General features: G+C 72.8%; 17 protein-coding genes and 1 pseudogene. 12 read left to right on the top strand and 6 right to left on the bottom strand.

The window, feature by feature from the left end:
• Nucleotides 1-220: 220 nt before the first annotated feature.
• Nucleotides 221-1273, top strand: a complete 1053-nt coding sequence (locus tag HDA43_RS09165; RefSeq protein WP_179819310.1) for an aldo/keto reductase — start codon at nucleotides 221-223, stop codon at nucleotides 1271-1273.
• A gap of 102 nt (nucleotides 1274-1375) precedes the next feature.
• Nucleotides 1376-2173 carry an endo alpha-1,4 polygalactosaminidase gene (locus HDA43_RS09160; protein WP_179819309.1) on the top strand — a complete coding sequence of 266 codons (798 nt, stop codon included), beginning with the start codon at nucleotides 1376-1378 and terminating at the stop codon, nucleotides 2171-2173.
• Between the two features lie 234 nt (nucleotides 2174-2407).
• On the opposite strand, the gene HDA43_RS09155 is transcribed toward HDA43_RS09160, so the two are convergent.
• Nucleotides 2408-3052, bottom strand: a complete 645-nt coding sequence (locus HDA43_RS09155; RefSeq protein ID WP_179819308.1) for an ATP-binding protein — start codon at nucleotides 3050-3052, stop codon at nucleotides 2408-2410.
• Between the two features lie 132 nt (nucleotides 3053-3184).
• Between HDA43_RS09155 and HDA43_RS09150 the strand changes: the two genes are divergently transcribed.
• Together HDA43_RS09150 and HDA43_RS09145 are read left to right on the top strand one after the other, a co-directional pair.
• Nucleotides 3185-3508, top strand: a complete 324-nt coding sequence (locus HDA43_RS09150) for a type II toxin-antitoxin system RelE/ParE family toxin (protein ID WP_179819307.1) — start codon at nucleotides 3185-3187, stop codon at nucleotides 3506-3508.
• A 28-nt stretch (nucleotides 3509-3536) separates the two neighbouring features.
• Complete coding sequence (locus HDA43_RS09145; protein ID WP_179819306.1) at nucleotides 3537-4634, top strand: ImmA/IrrE family metallo-endopeptidase; 1098 nt, start codon at nucleotides 3537-3539, stop codon at nucleotides 4632-4634.
• Nucleotides 4635-4904: 270 nt separating this feature from the next.
• Here the strand turns inward: HDA43_RS09145 and HDA43_RS09140 are convergent, their stop codons facing one another.
• The 3 genes from HDA43_RS09140 to HDA43_RS09130 all read right to left on the bottom strand — a co-directional run bounded on the left by HDA43_RS09140 (nucleotide 4905) and on the right by HDA43_RS09130 (nucleotide 7368).
• Nucleotides 4905-5249 carry a hypothetical protein gene (locus tag HDA43_RS09140; protein WP_179817690.1) on the bottom strand — a complete coding sequence of 115 codons (345 nt, stop codon included), beginning with the start codon at nucleotides 5247-5249 and terminating at the stop codon, nucleotides 4905-4907.
• Nucleotides 5250-5356: 107 nt separating this feature from the next.
• Entirely contained in the window at nucleotides 5357-6058 is a 702-nt protein-coding gene (locus HDA43_RS09135; protein WP_179819305.1) for a hypothetical protein, read from the bottom strand.
• 101 nt (nucleotides 6059-6159) lie between these two features.
• Complete coding sequence (locus tag HDA43_RS09130; protein WP_218911659.1) at nucleotides 6160-7368, bottom strand: ROK family transcriptional regulator; 1209 nt, start codon at nucleotides 7366-7368, stop codon at nucleotides 6160-6162.
• Between the two features lie 52 nt (nucleotides 7369-7420).
• Here HDA43_RS09130 and HDA43_RS09125 point away from each other — a divergent pair, with 52 nt between their 5' ends.
• From HDA43_RS09125 to HDA43_RS09090, 8 genes and pseudogenes are all read left to right on the top strand, one after another.
• Complete coding sequence (locus HDA43_RS09125; RefSeq protein ID WP_179819304.1) at nucleotides 7421-7750, top strand: HAD family hydrolase; 330 nt, start codon at nucleotides 7421-7423, stop codon at nucleotides 7748-7750.
• A 155-nt stretch (nucleotides 7751-7905) separates the two neighbouring features.
• The gene (locus HDA43_RS09120; protein ID WP_179819303.1) at nucleotides 7906-9135 is read left to right on the top strand and encodes an MFS transporter; all 1230 of its coding nucleotides are present in this window, start codon (nucleotides 7906-7908) and stop codon (nucleotides 9133-9135) included.
• Between the two features lie 28 nt (nucleotides 9136-9163).
• Nucleotides 9164-9931, top strand: a pseudogene (locus HDA43_RS09115) (epoxide hydrolase family protein); the annotation flags it as partial.
• A 78-nt stretch (nucleotides 9932-10009) separates the two neighbouring features.
• Nucleotides 10010-10663, top strand: coding sequence for an NUDIX domain-containing protein (locus HDA43_RS09110; protein WP_179819302.1), 654 nt, complete (start codon nucleotides 10010-10012; stop codon nucleotides 10661-10663).
• Between the two features lie 158 nt (nucleotides 10664-10821).
• Nucleotides 10822-11295 carry a nuclear transport factor 2 family protein gene (locus HDA43_RS09105; protein WP_179819301.1) on the top strand — a complete coding sequence of 158 codons (474 nt, stop codon included), beginning with the start codon at nucleotides 10822-10824 and terminating at the stop codon, nucleotides 11293-11295.
• Nucleotides 11296-11479: 184 nt separating this feature from the next.
• On the top strand, nucleotides 11480-12883 hold the full coding sequence (locus tag HDA43_RS09100; RefSeq protein WP_179819300.1) for an alkaline phosphatase PhoX: 1404 nt from the start codon (nucleotides 11480-11482) through the stop codon (nucleotides 12881-12883).
• 339 nt (nucleotides 12884-13222) lie between these two features.
• Nucleotides 13223-13765, top strand: a complete 543-nt coding sequence (locus tag HDA43_RS09095) for an RNA 2'-phosphotransferase (RefSeq protein ID WP_179819299.1) — start codon at nucleotides 13223-13225, stop codon at nucleotides 13763-13765.
• Between the two features lie 70 nt (nucleotides 13766-13835).
• Nucleotides 13836-14816 (top strand): carbohydrate kinase family protein, encoded by a 981-nt coding sequence (locus HDA43_RS09090; protein ID WP_179819298.1) that lies wholly within the window; start codon nucleotides 13836-13838, stop codon nucleotides 14814-14816.
• A gap of 42 nt (nucleotides 14817-14858) precedes the next feature.
• On the opposite strand, the gene HDA43_RS09085 is transcribed toward HDA43_RS09090, so the two are convergent.
• Both HDA43_RS09085 and HDA43_RS09080 read right to left on the bottom strand, forming a co-directional pair.
• Nucleotides 14859-17216, bottom strand: coding sequence for a DUF4132 domain-containing protein (locus HDA43_RS09085; protein WP_179819297.1), 2358 nt, complete (start codon nucleotides 17214-17216; stop codon nucleotides 14859-14861).
• Between the two features lie 317 nt (nucleotides 17217-17533).
• A complete protein-coding gene (locus tag HDA43_RS09080) occupies nucleotides 17534-21115 on the bottom strand; it encodes a discoidin domain-containing protein (protein ID WP_179819296.1) in 3582 nt (1193 codons plus the stop codon).
• Nucleotides 21116-21387: the final 272 nt, after the last annotated feature.

Raw genomic sequence — 21387 nt, 5'->3', positions numbered from 1 at the left:
GCACCGGCCGCCGAAACCGCCGAGGCCACGGCCTTCGCGGTGACTCCCGAACCTGTGGCGCCCGCAGCCCCGCCTGCGGGCGCCACAGGCGGCGTGCGGAGGGCGAACGGAGGGCCGGAACCTCGGGCACGCGTGCGGGAGGGGCTTGCCGTGGAGCGCGCTCCAGGACCTAGGGTCCGACTTGCGATCATTCCGTCTGCGATCCCCAGGGAGTCCGGGCATGCGTTACCGAGTCCTCGGCGGCACCGGCATCGAGGTGAGCGTCCACTGTCTCGGCGCCATGATGTTCGGCGCCGTCGGCAATCCCGATCACGACGAGTGCGTCCGCATCGTCCACGCGGCCCTCGACCGGGGGATCAACTTCGTCGACACCGCGGACATGTACTCGGCGGGGGAGTCGGAGGAGATCGTCGGGAAGGCGCTGCGCGGCCGTCGTGACGACGTCGTGCTCGCCACCAAGGTGCACTTCCCGATGGGTGAGGGCCCCAACCGGGGCGGCAACTCCCGGCGGTGGATCATCAGGGCGGTCGAGGACAGCCTCAGGCGTCTGGGGACCGACTGGATCGATCTCTACCAGATCCACCGCCCCGACCACGCGACCGACGTCGAGGAGACGCTCTCCGCGCTGAGCGACCTCGTCCATCAGGGGAAGATCCGCGCCTTCGGCTGCTCCACGTTCCCGGCCGACGAGATCGTCGAGGCGTACCACGTGGCCGAGCGCCGGGGCCTGCTGCGCTTCAGGACCGAGCAGCCGCCGTACTCGCTGCTGGCCCGGGGCGTGGAGACCTCCGTGCTGCCGGTCTGCCGGCGGCTGGGGATGGGCGTGCTGACGTGGAGTCCGCTGGCCTCGGGGTTCCTGACCGGAAGGTACCGCGCGGGCCGGCCCATCGACCTCACCACCGGCCGTGCGGCGCTGATGCCGGCACGCTTCGACCCCTCGCTTCCGGTGAACGCCGCCAAGCTGGCCGTCGTGGAACGGCTCATCGAGGTCGCCGACGACATCGGCTGCTCACTGCCGGAGCTGGCCGTGGCATTCGCCGCGGCACATCCCGGCGTCACCTCGGTGATCCTCGGGCCGCGGACGATGGAGCAGTTGGAGGCGTCACTGAAGGGCGCCACGCTCACGCTCGACGACGCGACCCTCGACCGGATCGACGAGATCGTCCCGCCGGGGACCGACGTCTACCAGCCGGACGGCGCCTGGCGCCCGGTCGCGCTGACCGACGCCGCGCGGCGCCGTCGCCCGCTCGCGGACCGTGCCGCCGCTCAGTGACCCCTGATTCGCGACGGTCGACGGGTGGACGGCCGGCGGGGTGACGGCGAACCTCTCGGTTCCGGGGGATTCGCCATCGCCGCCCGGCTATAGTCCCGTTTCATGATCATCAAGACCCCTCGAATCCTGGCCCTGGCCCTGGCCGCGGTCGGCGTCGCCGCCCTCCAGGCCCCGGCGCACGCCGCCCCCGGCGATCGATGGCAACCCAAGGCCGGGCTGACCTGGCAGTGGCAGCTCTCCGGAAAGATCGACACCTCGGTGAAGGCCGACGTGTACGACGTCGACATGTTCGACACACCTGCCTCGACGGTGACCGCCCTGCACGGCATGGGACGCAAGGTCGTCTGTTACATCGACATCGGGGCGGCCGAGCAGGGGCGTCCCGACTTCAAGAACTTCCCGAAGTCGGTCCTCGGAAAGCCGGTCGACGGCTGGCCGCAGGAGCGGTGGGTCGACATCCGGCAGGTCGACGTCGTCAAGCGCATCTGGTCGGCCCGGCTCGACCAGTGCAAGGCCAAGGGTTTCGACGGCGTCGAGGCCGACCTGGTGGACGCCTACCAGCAGGACTCCGGTTTCCCGGTCACCGCCAAGCACCAGCTCGCCTTCAACCGGATGCTCGCCGAGGTCGCGCACGAGCGCGGCCTCGCGATCGGGCTGAAGAACGATCTCGACCAGATCCCGCAGTTGGTCGGAGACTTCGACTTCGCGGTGAACGAGCAGTGCGCCGAGTATCGCGAGTGCTCCGCGCTGACCCCGTTCATCAAGGCGGGCAAGCCGGTCTTCCACGCCGAGTACTCCGTGGCGCTCGGCAAGTTCTGCCCGGAGTCCAAGCGGCTCGGTCTGAGCTCCATCAAGAAGACCCTCGACCTCACCGCCAAGCGCGGGACCTGCCCCGCCTGATCTCGGCGGGGCCACGCCGACCGTCGTGAGCCGTGGCCCCCACACGCCGGCGTAAGGGCATCGGCACTTTTGCGGGCGGTGACGGAAGTCATCCACAGAACGCGGTTCGGCTCCGAGAGCACCTCCCGCGACCGGCCATCCTGTCCCGCGTGACAGGAAGAGCACGATGAACGGGCACTTCACGGTGGCGGAGCCGCGGGAGCGCCGATCCGACCTCGTGAGTACCACCTCGGATCATCGCAGGCGCAGGGGAGGATCAGGCGGATCTTCCAGGGTTCGCACGGTGAAGCCGCCGTGGCCGTCGAAGGTCACGATGTGGACCACGTCGAACCCGTACGACAGGCGGGGGCGGCGGAGCCGTTTGAAGGTGGCGTGGACGCCGACCTCGGGTACCCGCGCGCGGCCGAGCCGTACGGCGTTGCGGTCCAGGGACGCGGCGAGGTCGGGAGGGAACCAGTAGGCCACCGGGTTGGCGCCGTACTCCCTGGCCGTCACGATGAGCGGACTCCACTCCTCGGCGGAGGGATTGGTGTTGTCCACCGCCACGTGCCGCCCCTCCTCCAGCGCCTCGACGATCAGCCGGAGCTGGCGGCGCTGCCGGTGGCGGGCGGTGGGGAAGGCGTCCTTGCTCACATGGACGTGCGTCGCCGCCAGGCAGCGGCGGTAGAAGGTGGACTTGCCCGACGCCTGCAGCCCGACGAGGACGGCGACCTCCAGGTCCGTGATGCCTCCCCGGTCCGAGGACGGCAGCCGGCACCGCGGCCCGAGATCCGCCCTTTCCTGCAGCCTTCCCCCGCGGCACGGTACGTCACATACGGGCGCTCCTGAGCCGGTCGCGGGCCGGTCGGCTGTCCAGCCGGTGAGGTGTGCCTGTTCCATGAATCTCAGGACGGGCCGGGAACTCTCCGCCCTGGGCGAACGGGTCGCCGAGCACGTCCGGTGACGTTATCTTGTCCGCAAGGGGAGTTCCTCGTTTACCAATCTGGTTAATACTCAGAGGAGGCCGGCGAGTTGGAGGTGTTCTATGCGGACCGTCGTCTCCAGCTCGTCTGCCAGTCGGACCGGGAGATGCGCGCGGCCTATGGTGCCGAGGGGGCCCGGAAGCTCGGGCAGCGGCTGCAGGCCCTCCGTGTCGCGAACACCCTTGACGACCTCTTCTGCATGCCGGGGCGCTGCCACCCCCTGCGCGGGAACTACTCGGGCTGCCACGCGATGGACCTTCACCGGGGCTGGCGTCTCGTGTTCCGGCTCATGACGCCCAAGGAGAAGGCCGACCAGGGGCTGGCGGAGGAAGAAGCCGCGCTGGTCATAGAGATCGTCGACTACCACGGATGAACCGCCAAGCGAGAAAGGAGCGTGGAAGATGATGCCGGCGACCGAGTTCCATCCTTCTGGCGCCCCCGACTACGCCGTGCCGCCGGGGGAGACGATCCGCGAGTACCTCGACGAACTCGGCATGACCCAGCGTGAGCTGGCGACCAGGCTGGGACTCAGCGCGAAGCATCTCAACAGGCTGGTCCAGGGATTGGTACCGCTGAGTCACGAGATCGCGCAGCGGCTGGAACTCGTGACCGGTATGCCCGCCAGGCTCTGGAACCGCCTGGAAGCGGACTACCGGTCCGCCCTGCAACGGCTCAGGCTGGAAAAGGAGCTGCTGGAAGCGGTTCCGTGGCTGGATGAGATACCGGTTCGCGAACTGGTGGTCCGGGGGATCCTCCCCGAGGAGCCGACGGATGACATCTCCCGGGTGCAGCAGCTTCTCGCCTTCTTCGGGGTCGCGCATCTGGCGACATGGCGTGAACTGTACGAGCGACCGGCCGCCGCCTTCCGCAGGGCGGAGCCGTCCGTGACCCGCCCCGGTGCGGTCGCCGCCTGGCTTCGGCTGGGAGAGCTCGCGGCACGCGACATCGAGTGCGGGCCGTTCGACGGTCCGGGTCTTCGGCGTGCGCTGCCTCGTCTGCGGCGGCTGACCTCTCAGCCCCCCGAACTCGCCGCGTCGATGATGCGGGACGTCTGCGCGCGGTACGGGGTCGCGATGGTTTTCGTCAGGGAGTTCGACGGCGCGCGCGTCAGCGGAGCGACAAGATGGGTGTCCGGTGACAAGGTCACACTCCTGTTGAGTCTTCGCCGCAGAACAGACGATCACCTTTGGTTCACCTTCTTCCACGAGATCGGCCACATCCTGCTGCACGGGAAGGGCGACACGTGGATCGACGATGGTGGATCCGCCGACGACCCGAGGGAAGGGGAGGCCGATCGGTTCGCGTGTGACCTGCTGATTCCCGAAGAGCACTCCTCACGGTTGCGCACGATCACATCTCCGGATTCCGCCCGCGCGTTCGCCCATGAGATCGGAGTGTCACCCGGCATCGTCGCGGGGCGGCTCCAGCACGACGGCATCTGGCCCGCCGGCTACGGCGATGACCTGAAGGAGAGGGTCGATCTGGAGACCGGCCTTTGACGATCCTCGGGTCTCGGTGGCTGCGGTTCGCCACGCGGACCGGAGCGCTGTGCCGGGAACCACGCCCTGGCGAACCGGATGCCGGGACCACGCCCGTGGCGGTTCGGGCGTCGAAGATCATGCCCGTCTCGGGGCCCGGCCGGTACCGCCGCGATCGACACCGTCGCTCCGGCCCCGCCGTCACGGCCGCGGACGCCGTCCTGGCGCCGCGGCCGTGACCATGGTCGCCGCTTCTCGCCCGGCGGACGATCCGCCGACGTGCCCGGCCCGTCAGCCGCCGCCCTGGTCTCCGGTCACCTCTTCCCGGGACGCCTCCCCGGTGCTGCGGTCCTCGACCTCGCCGGACTCGCCGGGTTCGGCGCCGATCGCCTCGCGGGCGGCCTCTCCCCCGGTGCTCTCATCGCCCAGGGGAGCGCGGGTGCCGGTCCCCGCCATGTCGCCGATGCCCTGGACCTGGCCCTCGCCGCCCCCCGTCGCGCCCGGAGTCTCCTCGGTGACGCGTTCTCCTCGCGCCGCCGGGTCGGTGTGACCCAGCGCGGTCTCGCCCGACAGGTGTTCCACGTGCTCGTGCGCGATCTTCTCCAGGCGCTCTCTCCGGTCGTCCTGCTCGCTCATCGGGTCCCCCTTCCTCCGGCCACCCCTCCTTACCCGCTCCATGCCGGATGACCGGCCACGTAACCCCATAAATCGGCAATACCATCATTCGGCGCTAAGAGGTGGCGTCAACCGGCCATGCCGAGGAGAACGGCGGCGGCGCCCACCCCCAGCGCCAGCGGGTAGGCCCACCACCTGGGTGCGGGGCCGTTCCGCAGGACGCCGATCCCCAGCGGTACCAGCGCCGCGCACAGGCCGAGGACGGCGACCACCGACATCGGCCCCGTCCCCTTCAGCACGCCGATCGGCAGCGCGCTCGTCAAGGCCAGGGCGACGGACCTGGCGATCCCGAGCACACCCGCCCGCCACGCCCCGACGGCCAGCACGATCCAGCCGAAGAAGATCGCGGGAGACAGCGGGTGGAACGGGTGGAAGGCGCCGTAGGAGTCGGCCACCGCCCTCTGGGCCGCCCCGATCCCCTGGACGTCGACGAGCTGGAAGGCCAGGTGGCTGACCCCGGAGTGGAAGGAGCGGGCGAGCAGGCCGGACATGACCATCACGCCGCCCCACAGCGCCCACCGCGGCCGTACCGCCCACACCCGCCGGACCAGCGCGATGACGGCGGGCCACAGCAGGACGTTCCCCACGGCGAAGGCGCCGTAGGAGGCGGTCATCAGGACGGGATTCTCGGCGAACGCCGCGAGCTGCTCTGGGAAGAAGCCGTCGAAGCCGGCGCGGAGCAGCACGCCGGCGAGCATCAGGGAAGGCCCGAGGACGAGCCCGGCACCCTCCACCCAGCGGCCCGGGAAGTCGAACGAGGTCGTTGTCATACCGTCGACCCAACCGGCGCGGCATCCGCCGCGCACTGGCGCGGAGTGGAGACCCCGGGGTGGTCCTGGCACCACCCCGGCCGGTCCCGCGGCCACCGGCCTCACCCGCGGCCGGCGCGTGCGGACGCCCACGCGGCCAGGCCCTCCTCGGTGAGGAATCGGTCCAGCGCGACGGCCGCGGCCCCGTGCAGCGCGCCGTCCTCACCGAGAGCGGCGGCGACCACGGGTGGCGGATCCGCTCGGCGGAACCTCATGAGCCCGTCCCGCAGGGCGGCGGCGAACCTCGGCGCGGCCGCCGCCCGGAGCGGCTCCGCGAGACCGCCGAGCGTGACGACGCCGGGGTCGAGGGCGTTGACCAGCCCGGCCAGGCCGGAGGCGAAGTCACCCGCGACACGGTTCACCGCGGACCGGACGGCGGCGTCCTCCGCCATCCTGTCCAGAGCCGTCCGGGCGTAGGTGCGCGGGTCGCGGGGCGGGGGGTCGCCCAGGTGGCGGGCGATGGCCCGGCCGTCGACGGCGAGGTCCCAGCAGCCCCGGGCTCCGCACGGGCAGCGCAGCCCCCGGTCGCCGAACGGGAGGTGACCGAACTCGCCGCCGGCGCCCGTCATCCCCTCGACGGGGCGGCCGTCGACGATCAATGTGCCGCCGACACCCACCTCGATCGTGACGTGCAGGGCCACGGCGGTGCCGGCGGCGGCGCCGTACCGGGACTCCGCGACGCCGGCGAGCGTCGCGTCGTTGCCGACCAGCAGCGGCACGCCCGGGTGCGGGGCGAGGGCGCCAAGGTCCACGGCGTCCCAGCCGAGGGCCGCGGACTGTGCGATCCTCCCGTGCCGCACGGTCGCGGCGACCGCCACCGAGACGAACCGGACGCGGTCGCCGTAGCGGTCGCAGGCGTGGCGCACCGCCCGCGCGACCGTGCCGACGGCGCGGCCGGCGGCGCGGTCGGCGTGGGCCTCGGCCTCCAGCACCTCGGGTCTGCCGTCGAGCGCCGCGACGGCGCATCGGTAGTCCTCCTGCCGCAGGTCCACCGCGACGACGACGGGGCCGTCCGGGTGCGGGCCGAGCACGGTGGTCGGCCGGCCGCGCCCCGACGCCGCGGCGGGCGTCTCGGCGAGCAGCGCGAGTTCGCGCAGCCTGGCGGTGATCTCGGTGGCCGAGCCGCTGCTCAGGCCGAGCCGCTGTGCCACGGCGGCCCGGGTGACACCGGGCTCGCGCCGCATCTCCTGGAGTACGGCCAGCGCGCCGCGCCAGCGGGAGTCGCGGGTGCGGAACGAAAGAGATCGGCTCGCGGGGCTTGCGGTCGACACTGTCTCCCCCTTTATTCTCGTGAGGCGAGTTTATAGGAAGGGGGTAGGGCCCATGCCGCGGTTGGACCTGCGGACGGTCGGGACGGTGCTCCTGGACATGGACGGCACCCTGGTCGAGCGAGCCTGGAGGACCTGGGCGCGCGAGTACGGCGTGCCCGCCGAGGCGGTGCTCGCGCACGCCCACGGCGATCCGGCGGATCGCACCGTGCGCCTGCTGCTGCCCGGACTGGACGACGCCGCCGTCGGCCACCAGGTCTATCTGCCGTCGTTCGGCGACGGCACCGTCGAGGGACAGGCGGGTGATCCCGCTTCGCACCTGAACGCCGTCATCCGGTTGCCGGCGGCCCGGCGCGGCCAGGCGCTTCTGCCGGCGGCGCTGTGAGCGGGAACGAGCCGGCCGGTCCGGACGGCACGGGGCGTCCCGGCGCCGGGCCCTCGGCGGCCGGAGCGGCGCGGGAGACCCGGAAGGGCGGGGCCGGTGCTTCCGGGACCGGAGAGCGGCGGACGGGCCGGCGGGTCCCGGCGGGGGAGCGGAGCGTGACCCGGCAGGTCGGAGTCGCGCAGGCGGCGCTGGGTTTCAGCGTCAACAGTCTCGGCGCGTGCCTGGTGCTGCTCGCCGGTGATCTGGGCACTCCGCCGGAGAACCTGGCGTGGCTGGCGTCGTCCTTCGGAGCCGGCCTGCTCGCCGTCGGGGCCGCCGGGAGCATGCTCCTGCGCTCCGGCAGCCGGCCGGCCCTCTTCGCCGCGGCCCTCGTCACCGCCGCCGGAGCCGTCCTCCTGGCGACCGGAGCGGCCGCGGCCGTCGCGGCGGCCGGGGCGCTGCTGCTGGGGCTGGGCGCGGCCGGCATCGTCCTGGTGACCCCGGCCCTGCTCCGCGGTCCGGGCGCGGCCGCCGGCCTGGCCCGCGCCAACGCCGTCGGGAGCGTCAGCGCGATGCTCGGCCCGCCCGCCATCGGCGCTCTGGAGACCGCCGGGGCCGACGGACGGCTCGCCCTCCTGCTGGCCGTTCCGCCGCTGCTCTTCCTCGCGGCCGACACCCGCCCGCGTGCGGCGTCCCCAGTGGACGCCGAAGGCTCCACTCCGGCGCCCTTCTCCGTGGTCGACCGGCCCGGTGACACGTCCCCGGCCGGGGAAGACCGGTCAGGTGACACGTCCCCGGCGGGGAAAGACCCGTCCGGTGCGCCGGCTCCGGCGGCGGACGCGGGGACGCGCGGCCGGACGCGACGGACCGCGGGTGCGTGGGCGGCGATCGTGGCCGCCGTGTCCATCGAGTTCTGCTTCACGATCTGGGCCACGGCGCGGTTGCGGGACACAGGGCTGTCCGACGGCGGGTCCGCCGCGGCGGCCACGGCGTTCCTCGTCGGGATGGCGGCGGGCCGTCTGGCGGCGGCGAGGCTGGTCGGCCGGGGGTTCCCGGTCATCCCCGTGGGGTGCGGGCTCGCCGCCGCCGGAACGCTCCTCGTCGCGCTGCCCGGTGCTCCCGCCCCGGTCGCCGCGGGGCTCACGCTGGCCGGGCTCGGCGTCGCGCCGCTCTACCCGGTCACGCTCGCCAGGCTCGTCGGCGTCCCCGGTCTCACGGCGGCCAGGTCGGCGGCGTACGGCGCGCTCGCCTCCGGCACCGCGATCCTGGCGGCGCCCACGGGCATCGCCGTGCTCGGAGCGGCCCTGGAGCTGAGGGCCGCCCTCCTCATCGCGGTCCTTCCCCTGGCGGCCGGTCTGGCCGCGGCCACCGCGCTTCCCCCTCTTCTCGCGCGTTCACGAACGTGACCCCCGCCCACCGGCGACCCCGTTCCGCCTCGACATCCCCGAGTCCGACCTGCGCGACCTGCGCGAGCGCCTGACGCGCACCAGATGGCCGGAGAAGGAGACCGTCGACGACTGGTCGCAGGGCGTTCCCCTCGGCTACCTGCGGGACCTGTGCCGCTACTGGGCCGGAGAGTACGACTGGCGGGTCACCGAGAGGCGTCTGAACGCCCTGCCGCATTTCCGTACCGTGATCGCCGGGCTCGGCGTCCACTTCCTCCACGTCCGCTCGCCGTACGACGACGCGTTGCCGGTCGTCCTCACGCACGGCTGGCCCGGCTCCGTCGTGGAGTTCCTGAAGGTGATCGGCCCGCTGACCGATCCGCCGGCCCACGGTGGCGACGCCCGCGACGCCTTCCACGTCGTGTGCCCGTCACCGCCCGGCTACGGCTTCAGTGACAAACCGGCCGGCCGGGGCTGGGACGTCGAGCGGATCGCCGCGGCGTGGATCGAGTTGATCGACAACCTCATGTTCTACTGGCTGCCGGGAACCGGGGCCTCCGCGGCGCGGCTTTACTGGGAGAGCTTCGAGCGGATCCGGCGCGTCTTCACGGACGAGGTGACCGACACCGTGGCGGTGCCGGCCGGATGCTCGATCTTCCCGAAGGAGAACCCGCGGCCCTCACGGCGATGGGCCGCCAGACGCTTCACCGACATCCGGCACTGGGGCGAACCGGACCGAGGCGGCCACTTCGCCGCGATGGAGCAGCCCGGACTGTTCGTCGAAGAGGTCCGCGCGTTCTTCCGCCTGGTCCGCTGACGGCGACGGGCCGACGCCGGCCGGGCCGGAGGCGCTGAAGATCGCGGAAAGGGAGGGCGGCCTCCTATGCTCGCCACCATGCCCGAAGCGAATCCCGGCGCCGTGCCCGGCGGTCCCCTGCCCGAAGAGACACCCGGCGGTCCCGGCGCGGCGCCCGGCGGCCCCCTCCCCGGAACGGCGGCCGGCGGTTCCGCGCCCGGAGCGGTTCCCCGCGACCCGCTGCCCGGCGTCGTCGTGCGTCCCTCCGCCCGCGTCCTGCTCCTCGACGGCCACGACCGGGTCCTGCTGTTCCGGGGCCGCGGCCTGGTCAAGAACTCCGGCCTCGCCTGGTTCACCCCGGGCGGCGGTGTCGACCCCGGCGAGGAACTGGCCGAGGCCGCCGCCCGCGAGCTGCGCGAGGAGACGGGCCAGGTAGTCCCCCCGGAGGACTTCGGCCAGGTCGTCGCCGTCTCCCGGGGCCACTGGGCCGACAACGACGACCGGCTGTTCTACGCCTGGGATCACTACTTCCTGCTGCGCGTCCCCGAGCCGACGGTGGACCTCTCCGGCATGGAGGACCTCGAACGCTCCCTGCTGGACACCTTCCGCTGGTGGCCGCTTCCCGAACTGCGGGCGACCGGTGACCACGTCATCCCGTCCGGCCTCCCCGGTCTGCTCGACAGGCTGCTGACCGGCGACCTCCCGGCGGAGCCGCTGATCCTGCCCTGGCACCACCCGGAGCCTCCCCTTTAGGGGACGTGGAACCGGCCGCCCCCGTCCGGAAAGGCCGGTCCCGGGGCGTGCCGTCGCCGGCCCGCGGCGGCGCGCCCGTACGGGTGACCGCCGGTTCGTGAGTGCGAGGTCCGGTCACCGCCATATCCCGCCGTCCCCGGCCCGGCACGATTGCCCGTATGACGCTGAACGACGACAACGACAACGGCGGCGGGCGGACGGCCCGGGCGCTGCTGGAGCGGTTCTACGCCGCCGAGGCGCGGTACATCGCCGCCGGTGGACCCGGTAAGGCGGACTTCTCGGAGATGGCGGCCTGCCTCGATCCCGAGGTGATCATGTACCAGGCCGAGGGGCTTCCGTACGGTGGCACGTGGCGCGGACCGGAGGGCATCGAAGGGTTCATGGCCGCGATGAGCGAGGCATGGGACTCGCTGGAATTCATGGAGCAGCGCTACGTGGTCGACGGCGACAGGGTCGCCGTCTTCAACCTCGGCCGGCTGCGGGCGCGCGCCACCGGCCGGGTCCTCGACACGGCGGTCATGCAGCTCATCACCTTCGGGAACGGCCTGATCACCGAGATCCGCCCCTTCTACCTGGACACGATCGCGGTCGCGGAGGCGCTGGGCGTCCGAACGCCCGTGGAGACCGCCTGACATCCGCCGCGGCCGCCGGGGCGGGGGCCGGGGCGGCGGTGCGCGAAGGCGGACAGAGGCGGGCCGTACACAGGACGGAGTGTTCATCGGGGATTCATCCGGCGAACACAATGGGACAACAAGGGTGTTTCCTGCACATAGTTGGGTCTATCGGTGTCAGCGTTCCAAACTGGAGGCGATATCCGTGTCCTCACCCGTTTCCCGCCGCAACTTCCTTCGTAGCAGCGCCGCAGGCGGCCTCGGCATCGTGTTCGCCGGCAGCATCGAGGCGATCGCCGGCCCCGCGGCGTTCGCGGCGACGCGGCCCGCGCTGGGGTACGGCCCGCTCGCCGACGACCCGGCCGGTCTGCTGGCCCTGCCCGCGGGCTTCTCCTACAAGATCGTCGCTCAGGCCGGTGTGACGAGGCTGGAGACGGGTGAGCCGACGCCCAGCGACCCCGACGGCACCGGAGCCTTCCCCCACGGCCGCGGCACCACCCTGGTGAACAACCACGAGGTCGGCGGCGGCGAGCCGTACCGGGTGCCGGCCCTGCCCGGCCTCACCTACGACCCGGGCGCCGGCGGCGGCACGACCAACATCGACGTGGACGTCCGGGGCGACCGCGTCCGGGAGTACGTCAGCCTGGCCGGCACGCACAACAACTGCGCCGGCGGCAAGACCCCGTGGAACACCTGGCTGACCTGCGAGGAGACCGAGCAGAGGGCCGGCGGGCAGTACCAGAAGGACCACGGCTACGTCTTCGAGGTCGACCCCTTCGACCGCGACGCCAACCAGAACCCGGTGCCGCTGAAGTTCCTCGGCCGCTACTCGCACGAGGCCGTCGCCGTCGATCCGCGGAACTTCACGATCTACGAGACCGAGGACGCCTCCGGTCCCAACGGCCTGTACTACCGCTGGACCCCGCCCGCGCGCTTCCGGGGCGGCAAGGGCGCGCTCAAGGCCCTGGCCCAGAGTGAGGGCGGCGACACCGCGGGCACCCTGGAGGCGATGAGCTGCTACCACGGCTCCGAGCACATCCAGGACCTGTCGCAGGCCACCCGGCCGGGCACCCGCTACCGGGTCCGGTGGGTCCCGGTGCCCGACCGCGACGCCCGCAGCGTCTCGACGCGCAAGCAGTTCGCCGACGACCAGGTCACCCGCAGCCGCAAGCTGGAGGGCGCCTGGTGGGCCGACGGCGGCGCGTACTTCGTGGCCAGCTTCGCCCGGCACAGCGACGGCAGCCTCAACGAGCACGACGGCCAGGTGTGGTTCTACGACCCCAAGAGCCAGACGGTCACGCTGAAGACCATCTTCGGCGTCAACACCGACCCCGACGAGGACGGCGCCTTCGACGGGCCGGACAACATCACGGTCTCGCCGTACGGCGGGGTCATCCTGGCCGAGGACGGCGAGGGCGTCCAGCACCTGGTGGGCGTCACCGACCAGGGCAAGTCCTACCCGATGGCCCGCAACGATCTCAACGACAGCGAGTTCACCGGCCCGACCTTCAGCCAGGACGGCAGGATCCTGTTCGCCTGCATCCAGACCCCGGGCCACGTCTTCTCGATCACCGGCCCGTGGGGCCGCCCCGGCAACGGCGCGCACTGACGCACGGCGAGAGCCGGGCGGCGCCGTCCACCGGGACGCCGGCCGGCCGCGCGGTGTTCGACGGTGAGGCGGAACGGCCCGCCGCGTCCTCCTCGGAAGGCGCGGCGGGCCGTTCCGGCGTCCGGCGGCGTCCTGCGACCTCCAGCGGCTTCTGGTTCCGGTGGCGTCCGGCACGTCCAGCGGCGTCCGGCGGCGTCCTGCGGCCTCCGGCGGCTCCCGCCAGGCGGGAATCCCCGTTCCTCGATCCCGGGCGGATCGTGAAACAGTGAGCACAGACGGCCCGGAGGAGAGCGGATCTTCCAGTCGTGTGACGGCCACGGGCGGCCGGGAAGGGACGCGATGGACGAGAGCCGGATGGTGCGCGTTTCCAAATACCTCGCCAAGCACCTGCGGCACCGGCCCGAGCGGATCGGCATCAAGCTGGACGAGCACGGCTGGGTGGAGATCGAGACGCTGCTGGCCGCCGCGGCCGGGCACGGCTTCCCGATCTCCCGGGCGGAGCTGGAGCAGGTCGTCGCGGACAACGACAAACGCCGGTACGCGATCGAGGGCGGACGGATCCGCGCCAGCCAGGGCCACTCGGTGCCGGTGGACCTCGGTCTGCCCGAGGTGGAGCCGCCCCCTATCCTCTACCACGGCACCGTGGGGGCGAACCTCGCCGCGATCCGCGCCGAGGGGCTGCGGCCGATGGGCCGCCACCACGTCCACCTGTCACCCGACCGCCGGACGGCGGAGAAGGTGGGGGCCCGGCGCGGCAGGCCGGTCGTCCTCGTCGTGGACGCCGCCGCCATGCACGCCGCCGGGCACGTCTTCCACCTCAGCGCCAACGGCGTCTGGCTGGCCGGGCACGTCCCGCCGGCCTTCATCCGCCTCCCCGGATGACCTGCGGCCCTTCTCCCGTGAGGACCGCCGGAGTTCCGGAGACCGAGAGGCCCGACCGAAGAGGAGGCACATGACCACCCCAGCCGAGGGGACGAGGACGACCGGCCCGGCCGTGGCCGTCGTCGGCGAGTGCGTCGCCGACGCCTTCGCCGACCCCGGGGCGTCCCGGCGGGGAGAGCTCGCGCTGCGCGTCATCCCCGGCGGCGGCCCGGCCAACGCCGCGGTCGCGCTCGCCCGGCTCGGCACCCCCGCCCGCTACCTGGGCAGGATCTCCGCGGACCCGTTCGGCCGCCTCTTCCACGAGCGCCTGACCGCCTCCGGCGTCGACCTGTCCGGCGTCGTGCGCGCCGCCGAGCCCAGCACGCTGGCGGTGGCGACGCTCGACACGGAGGGCCGGGCCGAGTACTCCTTCCACGCCGAGGGCACCGCCGACTGGCAGTGGACGGCGGAGGAGCTCGCCACCCGCGACCTCGGCGGGGTCGCGGCGGTGCACACCGGCTCCCTGGCCCTGGTCATGGCGCCCGGCGCCGCGCGGATCGAGGAGTTCCTGGTCGGCGCCCGCGCCGGAGCCACGATCTCCATCGACCCGAACGTCCGTCCCGGGCTCGTCGATCCGGCGGTCTACCGGGCCCGCCTGCCCCGCTGGGCGGCGCTCGCCGACATCGTCAAGGTGAGCGAGGAGGACCTCGACCACCTCGGCGACTTCGACGGGTTCCGCGAGGAGTGCCACGCGGCCGGCGCAAGGCTCGTCCTGCTCACCCGGGGCGCGGACGGCGTGACCGCCTCCTTCGACGGCGTACGGCTCGCGTCCCCCGCCCCCGCGGTGAACGTGGCCGACACCGTCGGGGCGGGGGACGCCTTCACGGCCGGCCTGCTGCACCGGCTGGGCGCCCGGGGCCTCCTCGGCGGACGCCTGACCGGCCTCACCGCCGGCGACCTGTCCGACGCCCTCGCCTTCGCGGTCCGCGTCGCCGCCCTCACCTGCGAGGTCGCGGGCGCCAACCCGCCCTGGCACCACCAGCTCGGCGACCTCGCACCGCTCACCCCGTAACCGAACCGGGACGCCCCGGCCGCCGAGCGGGCCGGTACGGGTTCAGCCCTTGAGCTGGCGGAGGATCGACTCGTCGGTGATGTCGGTGTCGTGGGCCAGGAGGAACGCCTTGCTGAGGATGAGGGCGAGGCGGCCGTCGTCCTCGAAGGGCAGGAACAGACCCTTCCCGGCGGCGGGCGCGGCGACGACGCACAGGTAGACGTCGCCGGGTTCCATGAGGACGTTGGCGCTGCCGAGGTGGATCCGGTAGGTGCGCAGGTCGCCGCGGACGACGAGGTGGCGGTCGGTGAGGGTGCAGCGGCCGGCGATGGCGGTGCGGGGGAGCAGGCGGGCGAGGGCGTCGCGGCGGACCTCCGCGGACGGGGACAGGGGAGCCGAGGACGCCGCGTGGCGGTAGTCGCGGTGCCCGTCGTCGTCGCCGGTCCAGGCGGGGTCGGTGGCGATCGAGGTCAGGGCGACGAACAGGTCCACGTCGCGCATGGCCTCGCTGAACACCAGCGGCGGCACCTCGGGGAGCGGCGCCTCGCACCACTCGCCGGAGACCTTCCGGTGGAAGCGGATCCGGCCGGTGACCGCGCGCTCCTCGGTCTCCCCGTAGAGGTAGGAGTGGAGGAGGGAGACCCGCCACCGGCCCCCGGCGAGCACCCGCCGGGCCTCGTCCTCCCCGCCGCCGTCCCAGGGGCCGAGCATGGACGACGTCCAGCCGCGCTGCCTGAACAGGGCGTACAGCGTGCGGTACGCCACGACGTGGGCCGCGAAGCGGGCGGAGTGGAAGCGGGCGGCCTCCTCGGCGGGGGTGAGCAGGTAGACCTCGCGGAACGCCTGCTTGAACGGCTGGCGGATCCTCTCCCCGGTCACCCGGTCGCGCCAGGCCGTCACCTCCGCGAGCGGGGCGCGGGCCGGGTGCCACAGCCGCACCGGGGCGTCGGGCGGCGGCGCGGCCACCGGCTCTCCCGCCGCGTCGCGGGGCTCGGCGCCCATCATGCTCCGCCACCGCCCGGGGGAGTGCTCGAACTCCCAGATGAGGCGGCCGGCGACGGCCCCGGTGATCGGATGGTCGGCGATCTCGGCCCGCCACCTGGCGTAGGGGTGGACGGTCTCGCCGGGGTAGCCGCCCTCCAGCGCGCGGACGAGGGTGGTCAGCTGCCGCCGGACCTGCTGGACCTGCTGGCGCAGGTGCTTCACCTCGCCGGGGTGGTCGCGGCGGACCGCCGCCGGGACGCTCCTGAACCGCTTCTCGCCCCGCTGCCAGGTCAGCTCGACGTCGTCGCCGATCGTGATCACGCCCGTGTGCTCGCCGGCCGGCACGCGGAGCACACCGCCGGGTCCGAAGCCGAGGTCCGGCATCCGGAAGGCCACCTCGACCCGGTCGGCCAGCGCGTGGTCGATCCGCTTGAGCATGCGGTCGAGCTGCCTGGGCACGCCCGCGTGCCGCGTCGCCCCGCGCGCGGCGCGCAGCGCGGTGACCGCCTCGGGGGTCGGGAAGTCCTCGACGGCCCGGGCGATCTCGTACAGCAGCGCCTGCGACGGCAGGGTCCGCGCCGGGCCGGGGGCGACCGCGACCCCGGTCAGCAGCGGGGTGAGCAGGCCGGGCAGCCACTCCTCGTCACGGGCCAGGGCCAGCCGTACGGCGCGGCCGAGCGCCTCGGTCTCCGACGCCTCGAACGCGCGGTCGGCGCGGTAGGGGATCTCGCCCGCGTGGATCGCGGCGACCCGGGCGGCGGCGGTCTCCAGGGCCGCGCGGGCGAAGGCGGTGTACCCGGGGATGTCCGCCAGCCGTTCCCAGACGCCGGGCAGCGGCGGCGGGGAGCCGTACGACCTGTTCCGCAGGGTTTCCAGGAACAGCGCCCGGTGTCCGGCGTCCCAGCTCGCGAGCAGGCGGAGTTCGTCGGCGCCGATCGGGCCCCGGCCCGCTTCGATCGTCCCGGTCACCTCCGCGCCGAGTCCGTCGTCATCTCGCCCGTCACATCCGGCGAGCCCCGCGACGGCCAGCAGCGCGTACGGCTGGTCGGTCCGGCCGGTGTCCAGCAGGAACCGCACCAGCGTCCGTGCGGGGGCCGCGAGCGCGGCGAGGGGCGGTCCGTCCGGGCAGCGCACCAGCGAGGCGGCGCCGAGGTGCAGGTCGGCCCATTTGCGGGTGGCCAGCCCGTCGACCAGCGCCGCGAACAGCTCGGCGCAGGACTCGGGGGTGAACGCCGGCTGGCGCTCCCGGGCCTCGTCCTCCACCATGAACCTCGCCGACGTCCCGGCGGGGGTCGCGGGGGCGCGGTAGGCGAAGGGCAGCAGGGCCCCCAGGTCGTGGGGGCCGAGCTCGGCGCGGCCGGGCCAGGTGGCCGGGTACTCCGCGGCCGGGTCGGTCATGAGTGCGAGCAGCCGGCGGGCGGCGGGGGAGAGCTCCATCCGGGGCGATCCTCGGTCTGATGGTGGGGGCCGGTGACCCCGGCGCGGGCGGCCGGGGACGCGCGGCCGCACCGGGGCCGGGCGGTCGCGTCCGGCCCCCGGCGGTCGGGTGACCGCCGGGGCGTCCGCGGCCGCCCGGTCCGCGGCGGGTTCGCGCGTGCCGCGATCCTGCCGGGTCCCACCGACAGAAAACCGGCGGGGGCCGCCGGAGCACCGGGGAGGACCGCCGGAGGGCCGGCGGGGACCGGCCCCGGCGGAAGGCCGCCGGGGCCGGTGGGCCGGTCCGATGAACCGGTCCGATGAACCGGTTCGGTGGATCAGTTGACGGTGATGGTGAACGTCGAGGTCGTGTTCCTGATGTTCACGGAGTTGTCGCTCATCCTCAGGTTGTTGAAGGTCACCGACCCCACGGCCGGTCCCTGGTCGGGTTCGGGCAGCTCGTTGGCCCAGATGGCGAAGCCGGACTTGGCGTCGTAGGCGTCACCGCTCCGGTGGGCGCCGGTGATCGAGATGTTCGTGAAGACGGTGTCCTTGACCGGGTTCAGCGGCCTGCCTCCCGAGTAGCCGGTCTGGAACATGATGCCGTGGTAGGTGGGGTCGACGATGTCGACGTTGCTGACCCGGATGCCCTGGAACACCTTCGAGGCGGAGAAGACCCAGATGCCGGGGAAGGTCTGCGCCCCCCAGAAGTGGCCGCCGGCCCGGACGATCGAGATGTTGTCGAACCTGGTGGGCGGGTCGGCCCCGAAGCCGTTCATCGGGTAGCCGAAGTCGAGCGAGCTGATCGTGATGCCGGAGTAGACGAGCGTGTCGGCGATGTAGATGTTGCGGAAGACGTTGTCGTAGCCCCCGTACACCGCGATGCCGGCGGCGCGCCAGGGGAGGATCGCGGTCAGGTTCTCGTAGACGTTGCCCTTCATGTCGGCCCCGCCCGCGTCGATGGCCGAGAAGAGGGCGAAGCTGTCGTCACCGGTGGAGCGGGCCGCGTTGTTGCTGACGAGGTTGTCCGTGCTGCCGTTGGTCATGTTGACGCCGTCGGCGAACATGTCGCGGATGCGGGAGTTCCTGATCGTCATCCGGTCGGTGTTGGCGCCCCAGTAGAGGCAGACCAGGTGCTCGCTCCAGATGCCGTCGATGACGATGTCGGCGACGTTCTGGAAGTCGAACACCTTGCCGGGGCCGTCGATGCGGGAGGTGTAGTTGCCGAAGTAGGCGAAGCCGGTGAAGGCCGAGCCGTTGGCGGAGGACTCGGCGCGGAAGCCGACGTCGGTGTTCTCCTGCGTGACGGGGGCGCGGAACCGGGTGTACCAGGGGCCCGCGCCGACGACCTTGACGGGCTTGCCGTACACCTGGAACTTCTGCGCGGTCTGGTAGTCGCCCGGCGGCAGGTAGACGCCCAGCCACCCGTTCTCCATCCGCGCCCTGTCCAGGGCGTTCTGCACGTCCTGGTGGGTGAATCCGGACGGGACGACGTACCGCGCGGGGTCGGGGTTGGGGACCGGCGTGACCTGCTCGGTGTCGATGAAGTCGATCGCGTAGGTGGTGGTGTTGGCCGTGCCCTTCTGCAGCCTGATCCTGCTGCCCTTCGGGACGGTCGAGTTGAGCATCATGTTGGCCTCGTCGTAGATGTGCCGGGGGCCGCCCATGGACGGGGAGTTCCCGGGGCTCGCCTCGGGGCCGTACAGCCAGGCGTACTTCGAGGTCAGGCTGAGCGCCTTGTGGAAGACGCCGTCGACGTAGACGTCGAGGGTGGCGTCGATGCCGCCGCCGCCCGGCGCGTCCGGGATGGAGAACCGGGTGACGAGGGTGTTGGTCGGGGCCCTGGTGGTGAACTCGACGTAGGCGCCGGTGGTCGCGAGCTTCACCGCCCTGCGGCCGGACGCCTCGCCGGCCAGGTCGCCGACGGTCCTGTTGGGTCCGACGACGGTCGCGCCGCCGCCGATCGAGGCGTCCTCCGCCTCGTAGGTGTCGTAGGGCATGTTCGCGCCGCGGCCGATGAACAGGGGGGTCGTCACGGTGTTGTCGTCCCGCTTCACCGGAAGCTCGCCGGCGTCGGCCGCGACCTCCGTCCGGACCGTGTACCGGCCGTTCGCCGCCGTCCACGTTCCGAGGCTCACCGGGGCGGTGGTGGCTCCCGCGGCGATCGCGCCGCTGTACGAGCCGGTCAGGGTGCGCACCGCCGTCCCGGCGTCGTTGAGCACGGTGAGCGTGATGGCGTGGCCGCCGCCCGCGGACGCGATGTTGCCCTTGTTCCGGATCGCCACGGAGAAGGTCACCGTGGCGCCGTTCGCCGGGTTGCCCGGGGTCCAGCTCGCCACCGGTGTCAGGTCGGAGCTGTCGACCGGCTTGACGACCAGCGGGGAGGAGGAGGTGAGCGCGTTGTTCAGCTCGTTCTGCTCGGCGACCGCGTCGGCCTCGTCGACCTTGGCGGTCACCGGGTAGGAGCCGGCGTCCCACCGGCCGGCGGACGCCGAGACCTCCGCGGAGGCGCCGGCCGCCAGTGCGGCCAGCGGGGCGGAGCCGACCTTGGTGGCGCCGAAGTAGAAGTTCACGCCGGTCGCGCCGGAGGCGCGGTCGCCGGAGTTGCGGACGGTGGCCCGCAACGTGACGGTGTCGCTCTCCGCCGGCGACTGGGGCGTCCAGGAGACGGCGGTGACCGTCAGGTCGGGGTTCGGCGCCGGGACGCCGATCACCTGGAACTCGGCGACCTGCCCGCCGGGCGCCCCGGTGTTGGAGGTGAACCTGAGCTGGACGTCGGCGACGTCGCCGCTGACCGGGATCGTCACGGCGTTCCCGGTGGCAGGGTCGAAGGTGTACGGCGCCGCCGCCTTCAGCGTGGTGAGGGAGGAGGCGCTCTGCTCGCGGCCCAGCACCTCGATCGTCTGGGTGCGCCGGCCCCAGACGGGGTCGGGGTTGAGCTTGAGCACGACCGAGGTGACGCTCGCGTTGGCGCCCAGCTTCACCGTGAGCGTGGCGGGATAGGCGCCGGGCGCGGACTCCCAGTAGGTGGCCGTGTCGTTGTCGACCGCGTTGGCCGCGACGAAGGTGTGGACGTAGGAGGAGGCGCTGACCTGCTTGCCCACGGCCAGGTTGGAGCCGGCGCCGCTGCCGGTGCGGGTGACGGCGTTGCTCGGGGCCGACCGGTTGCCGGCCGCGTCCTTCGCCCGGACCCGGTAGGTGACGGTGGCGTTGGCGGGCTGGGTGTCGGTGTGGGTGAGGACGTTGCCCGCGACGGTGGCGCGCAGGACGTCGTCGGCGTAGATCTCGTAGCCGGTGACGCCGACGTTGTCGGTGGAGGCGGTCCAGGTCAGTTTGATCTGGCCGGCGGCGGGTTCGGTGTAGGCGAGGTTGCCGGGTGCGGTGGGCGCCTGGGTGTCGCCGGCGGCGCCGCCGTACACCTCCAGCTCGGAGACCTGCGCCGCGGGCCACCCGGTGTTGGCCGTCATGTTCAGCCGGACGTAGCGGGTGACGGTGGCGGGGAGGTCGACGGTGACCGTGTTGCCGGAGCCGGGGTCGAAGGTGCGCGTCGTGGGGCCGGTGATCGTGGTGTAGGCGGCGCCGTCGGTGCTGCCCTGCACCGAGAACGTCTGCGTGCGCGGCTCCCAGCCGGGCGGGAGCTTCACCACGACCCGGTCGACGCTCGTGTTCGTGCCCAGGTCGACCCGGATCCACTGCGGGAAGGCGTGTGACGGGCTCTCCCAGTAGGTGGACGGGTCGCCGTCGGTCGCGTTGCCGGCGACGTAGACGTCGGTGTGCCCGCTGGCGGTGGCGGCCTTGCCCGCCGCCAGGTTCGGGCCGGCCGCGGCCGCGGCGGGGAGGGGTGGTCCGGTGACGATCAGGAGGCCGAAGGCGGCCAACGCCGCGATCAGCCGGAGTAGTGTGGCGCGCTTGTGTCTCATCCGTTCCTCTGTCTCATGGCTGGAACGCCGGGGGGGTGCCGGGATCGGGGGAGCGTGCCCTTCGTCGGGTTGGATGGCTGAACCGTAAAATGACAAATCGATGCCTGCAATATTTCGACTGAATTTCGCAATGAATTGACTTCGCGCTCCTGCGTGAAGGTGCGGCATCATCGCTGCTCAACAAGGGTTTTCAGGGCGGAAAGCCGCTGTCGCGGGTCGCAAGCGGCTGACGTTCGGGCCCGCAAGTGGCTGCAAATATTTGCTTCAGATGT

The organism is Streptosporangium sandarakinum, from assembly GCF_013409935.1.
Taxonomy (GTDB): domain Bacteria; phylum Actinomycetota; class Actinomycetes; order Streptosporangiales; family Streptosporangiaceae; genus Streptosporangium; species Streptosporangium nondiastaticum.
This window is presented reverse-complemented; position numbering and strand designations above follow the sequence as displayed.

Excerpts from the sequence above, each read along its gene's own strand:
- HDA43_RS09165 (WP_179819310.1), top strand. The coding sequence starts at position 221 with ATGCGTTACCGAGTCCTCGGCGGCACCGGCATCGAGGTGAGCGTCCAC.
- HDA43_RS09160 (WP_179819309.1), top strand. The coding sequence starts at position 1,376 with ATGATCATCAAGACCCCTCGAATCCTGGCCCTGGCCCTGGCCGCGGTC.
- HDA43_RS09155 (WP_179819308.1), bottom strand. The coding sequence starts at position 3,052 with ATGGAACAGGCACACCTCACCGGCTGGACAGCCGACCGGCCCGCGACC.
- HDA43_RS09145 (WP_179819306.1), top strand. The coding sequence starts at position 3,537 with ATGATGCCGGCGACCGAGTTCCATCCTTCTGGCGCCCCCGACTACGCC.
- HDA43_RS09140 (WP_179817690.1), bottom strand. The coding sequence starts at position 5,249 with ATGAGCGAGCAGGACGACCGGAGAGAGCGCCTGGAGAAGATCGCGCAC.
- HDA43_RS09135 (WP_179819305.1), bottom strand. The coding sequence starts at position 6,058 with ATGACAACGACCTCGTTCGACTTCCCGGGCCGCTGGGTGGAGGGTGCC.
- HDA43_RS09125 (WP_179819304.1), top strand. The coding sequence starts at position 7,421 with ATGCCGCGGTTGGACCTGCGGACGGTCGGGACGGTGCTCCTGGACATG.
- HDA43_RS09110 (WP_179819302.1), top strand. The coding sequence starts at position 10,010 with ATGCCCGAAGCGAATCCCGGCGCCGTGCCCGGCGGTCCCCTGCCCGAA.
- HDA43_RS09105 (WP_179819301.1), top strand. The coding sequence starts at position 10,822 with ATGACGCTGAACGACGACAACGACAACGGCGGCGGGCGGACGGCCCGG.
- HDA43_RS09095 (WP_179819299.1), top strand. The coding sequence starts at position 13,223 with ATGGACGAGAGCCGGATGGTGCGCGTTTCCAAATACCTCGCCAAGCAC.
- HDA43_RS09090 (WP_179819298.1), top strand. The coding sequence starts at position 13,836 with ATGACCACCCCAGCCGAGGGGACGAGGACGACCGGCCCGGCCGTGGCC.
- HDA43_RS09085 (WP_179819297.1), bottom strand. The coding sequence starts at position 17,216 with ATGGAGCTCTCCCCCGCCGCCCGCCGGCTGCTCGCACTCATGACCGAC.
- HDA43_RS09080 (WP_179819296.1), bottom strand. The coding sequence starts at position 21,115 with ATGAGACACAAGCGCGCCACACTACTCCGGCTGATCGCGGCGTTGGCC.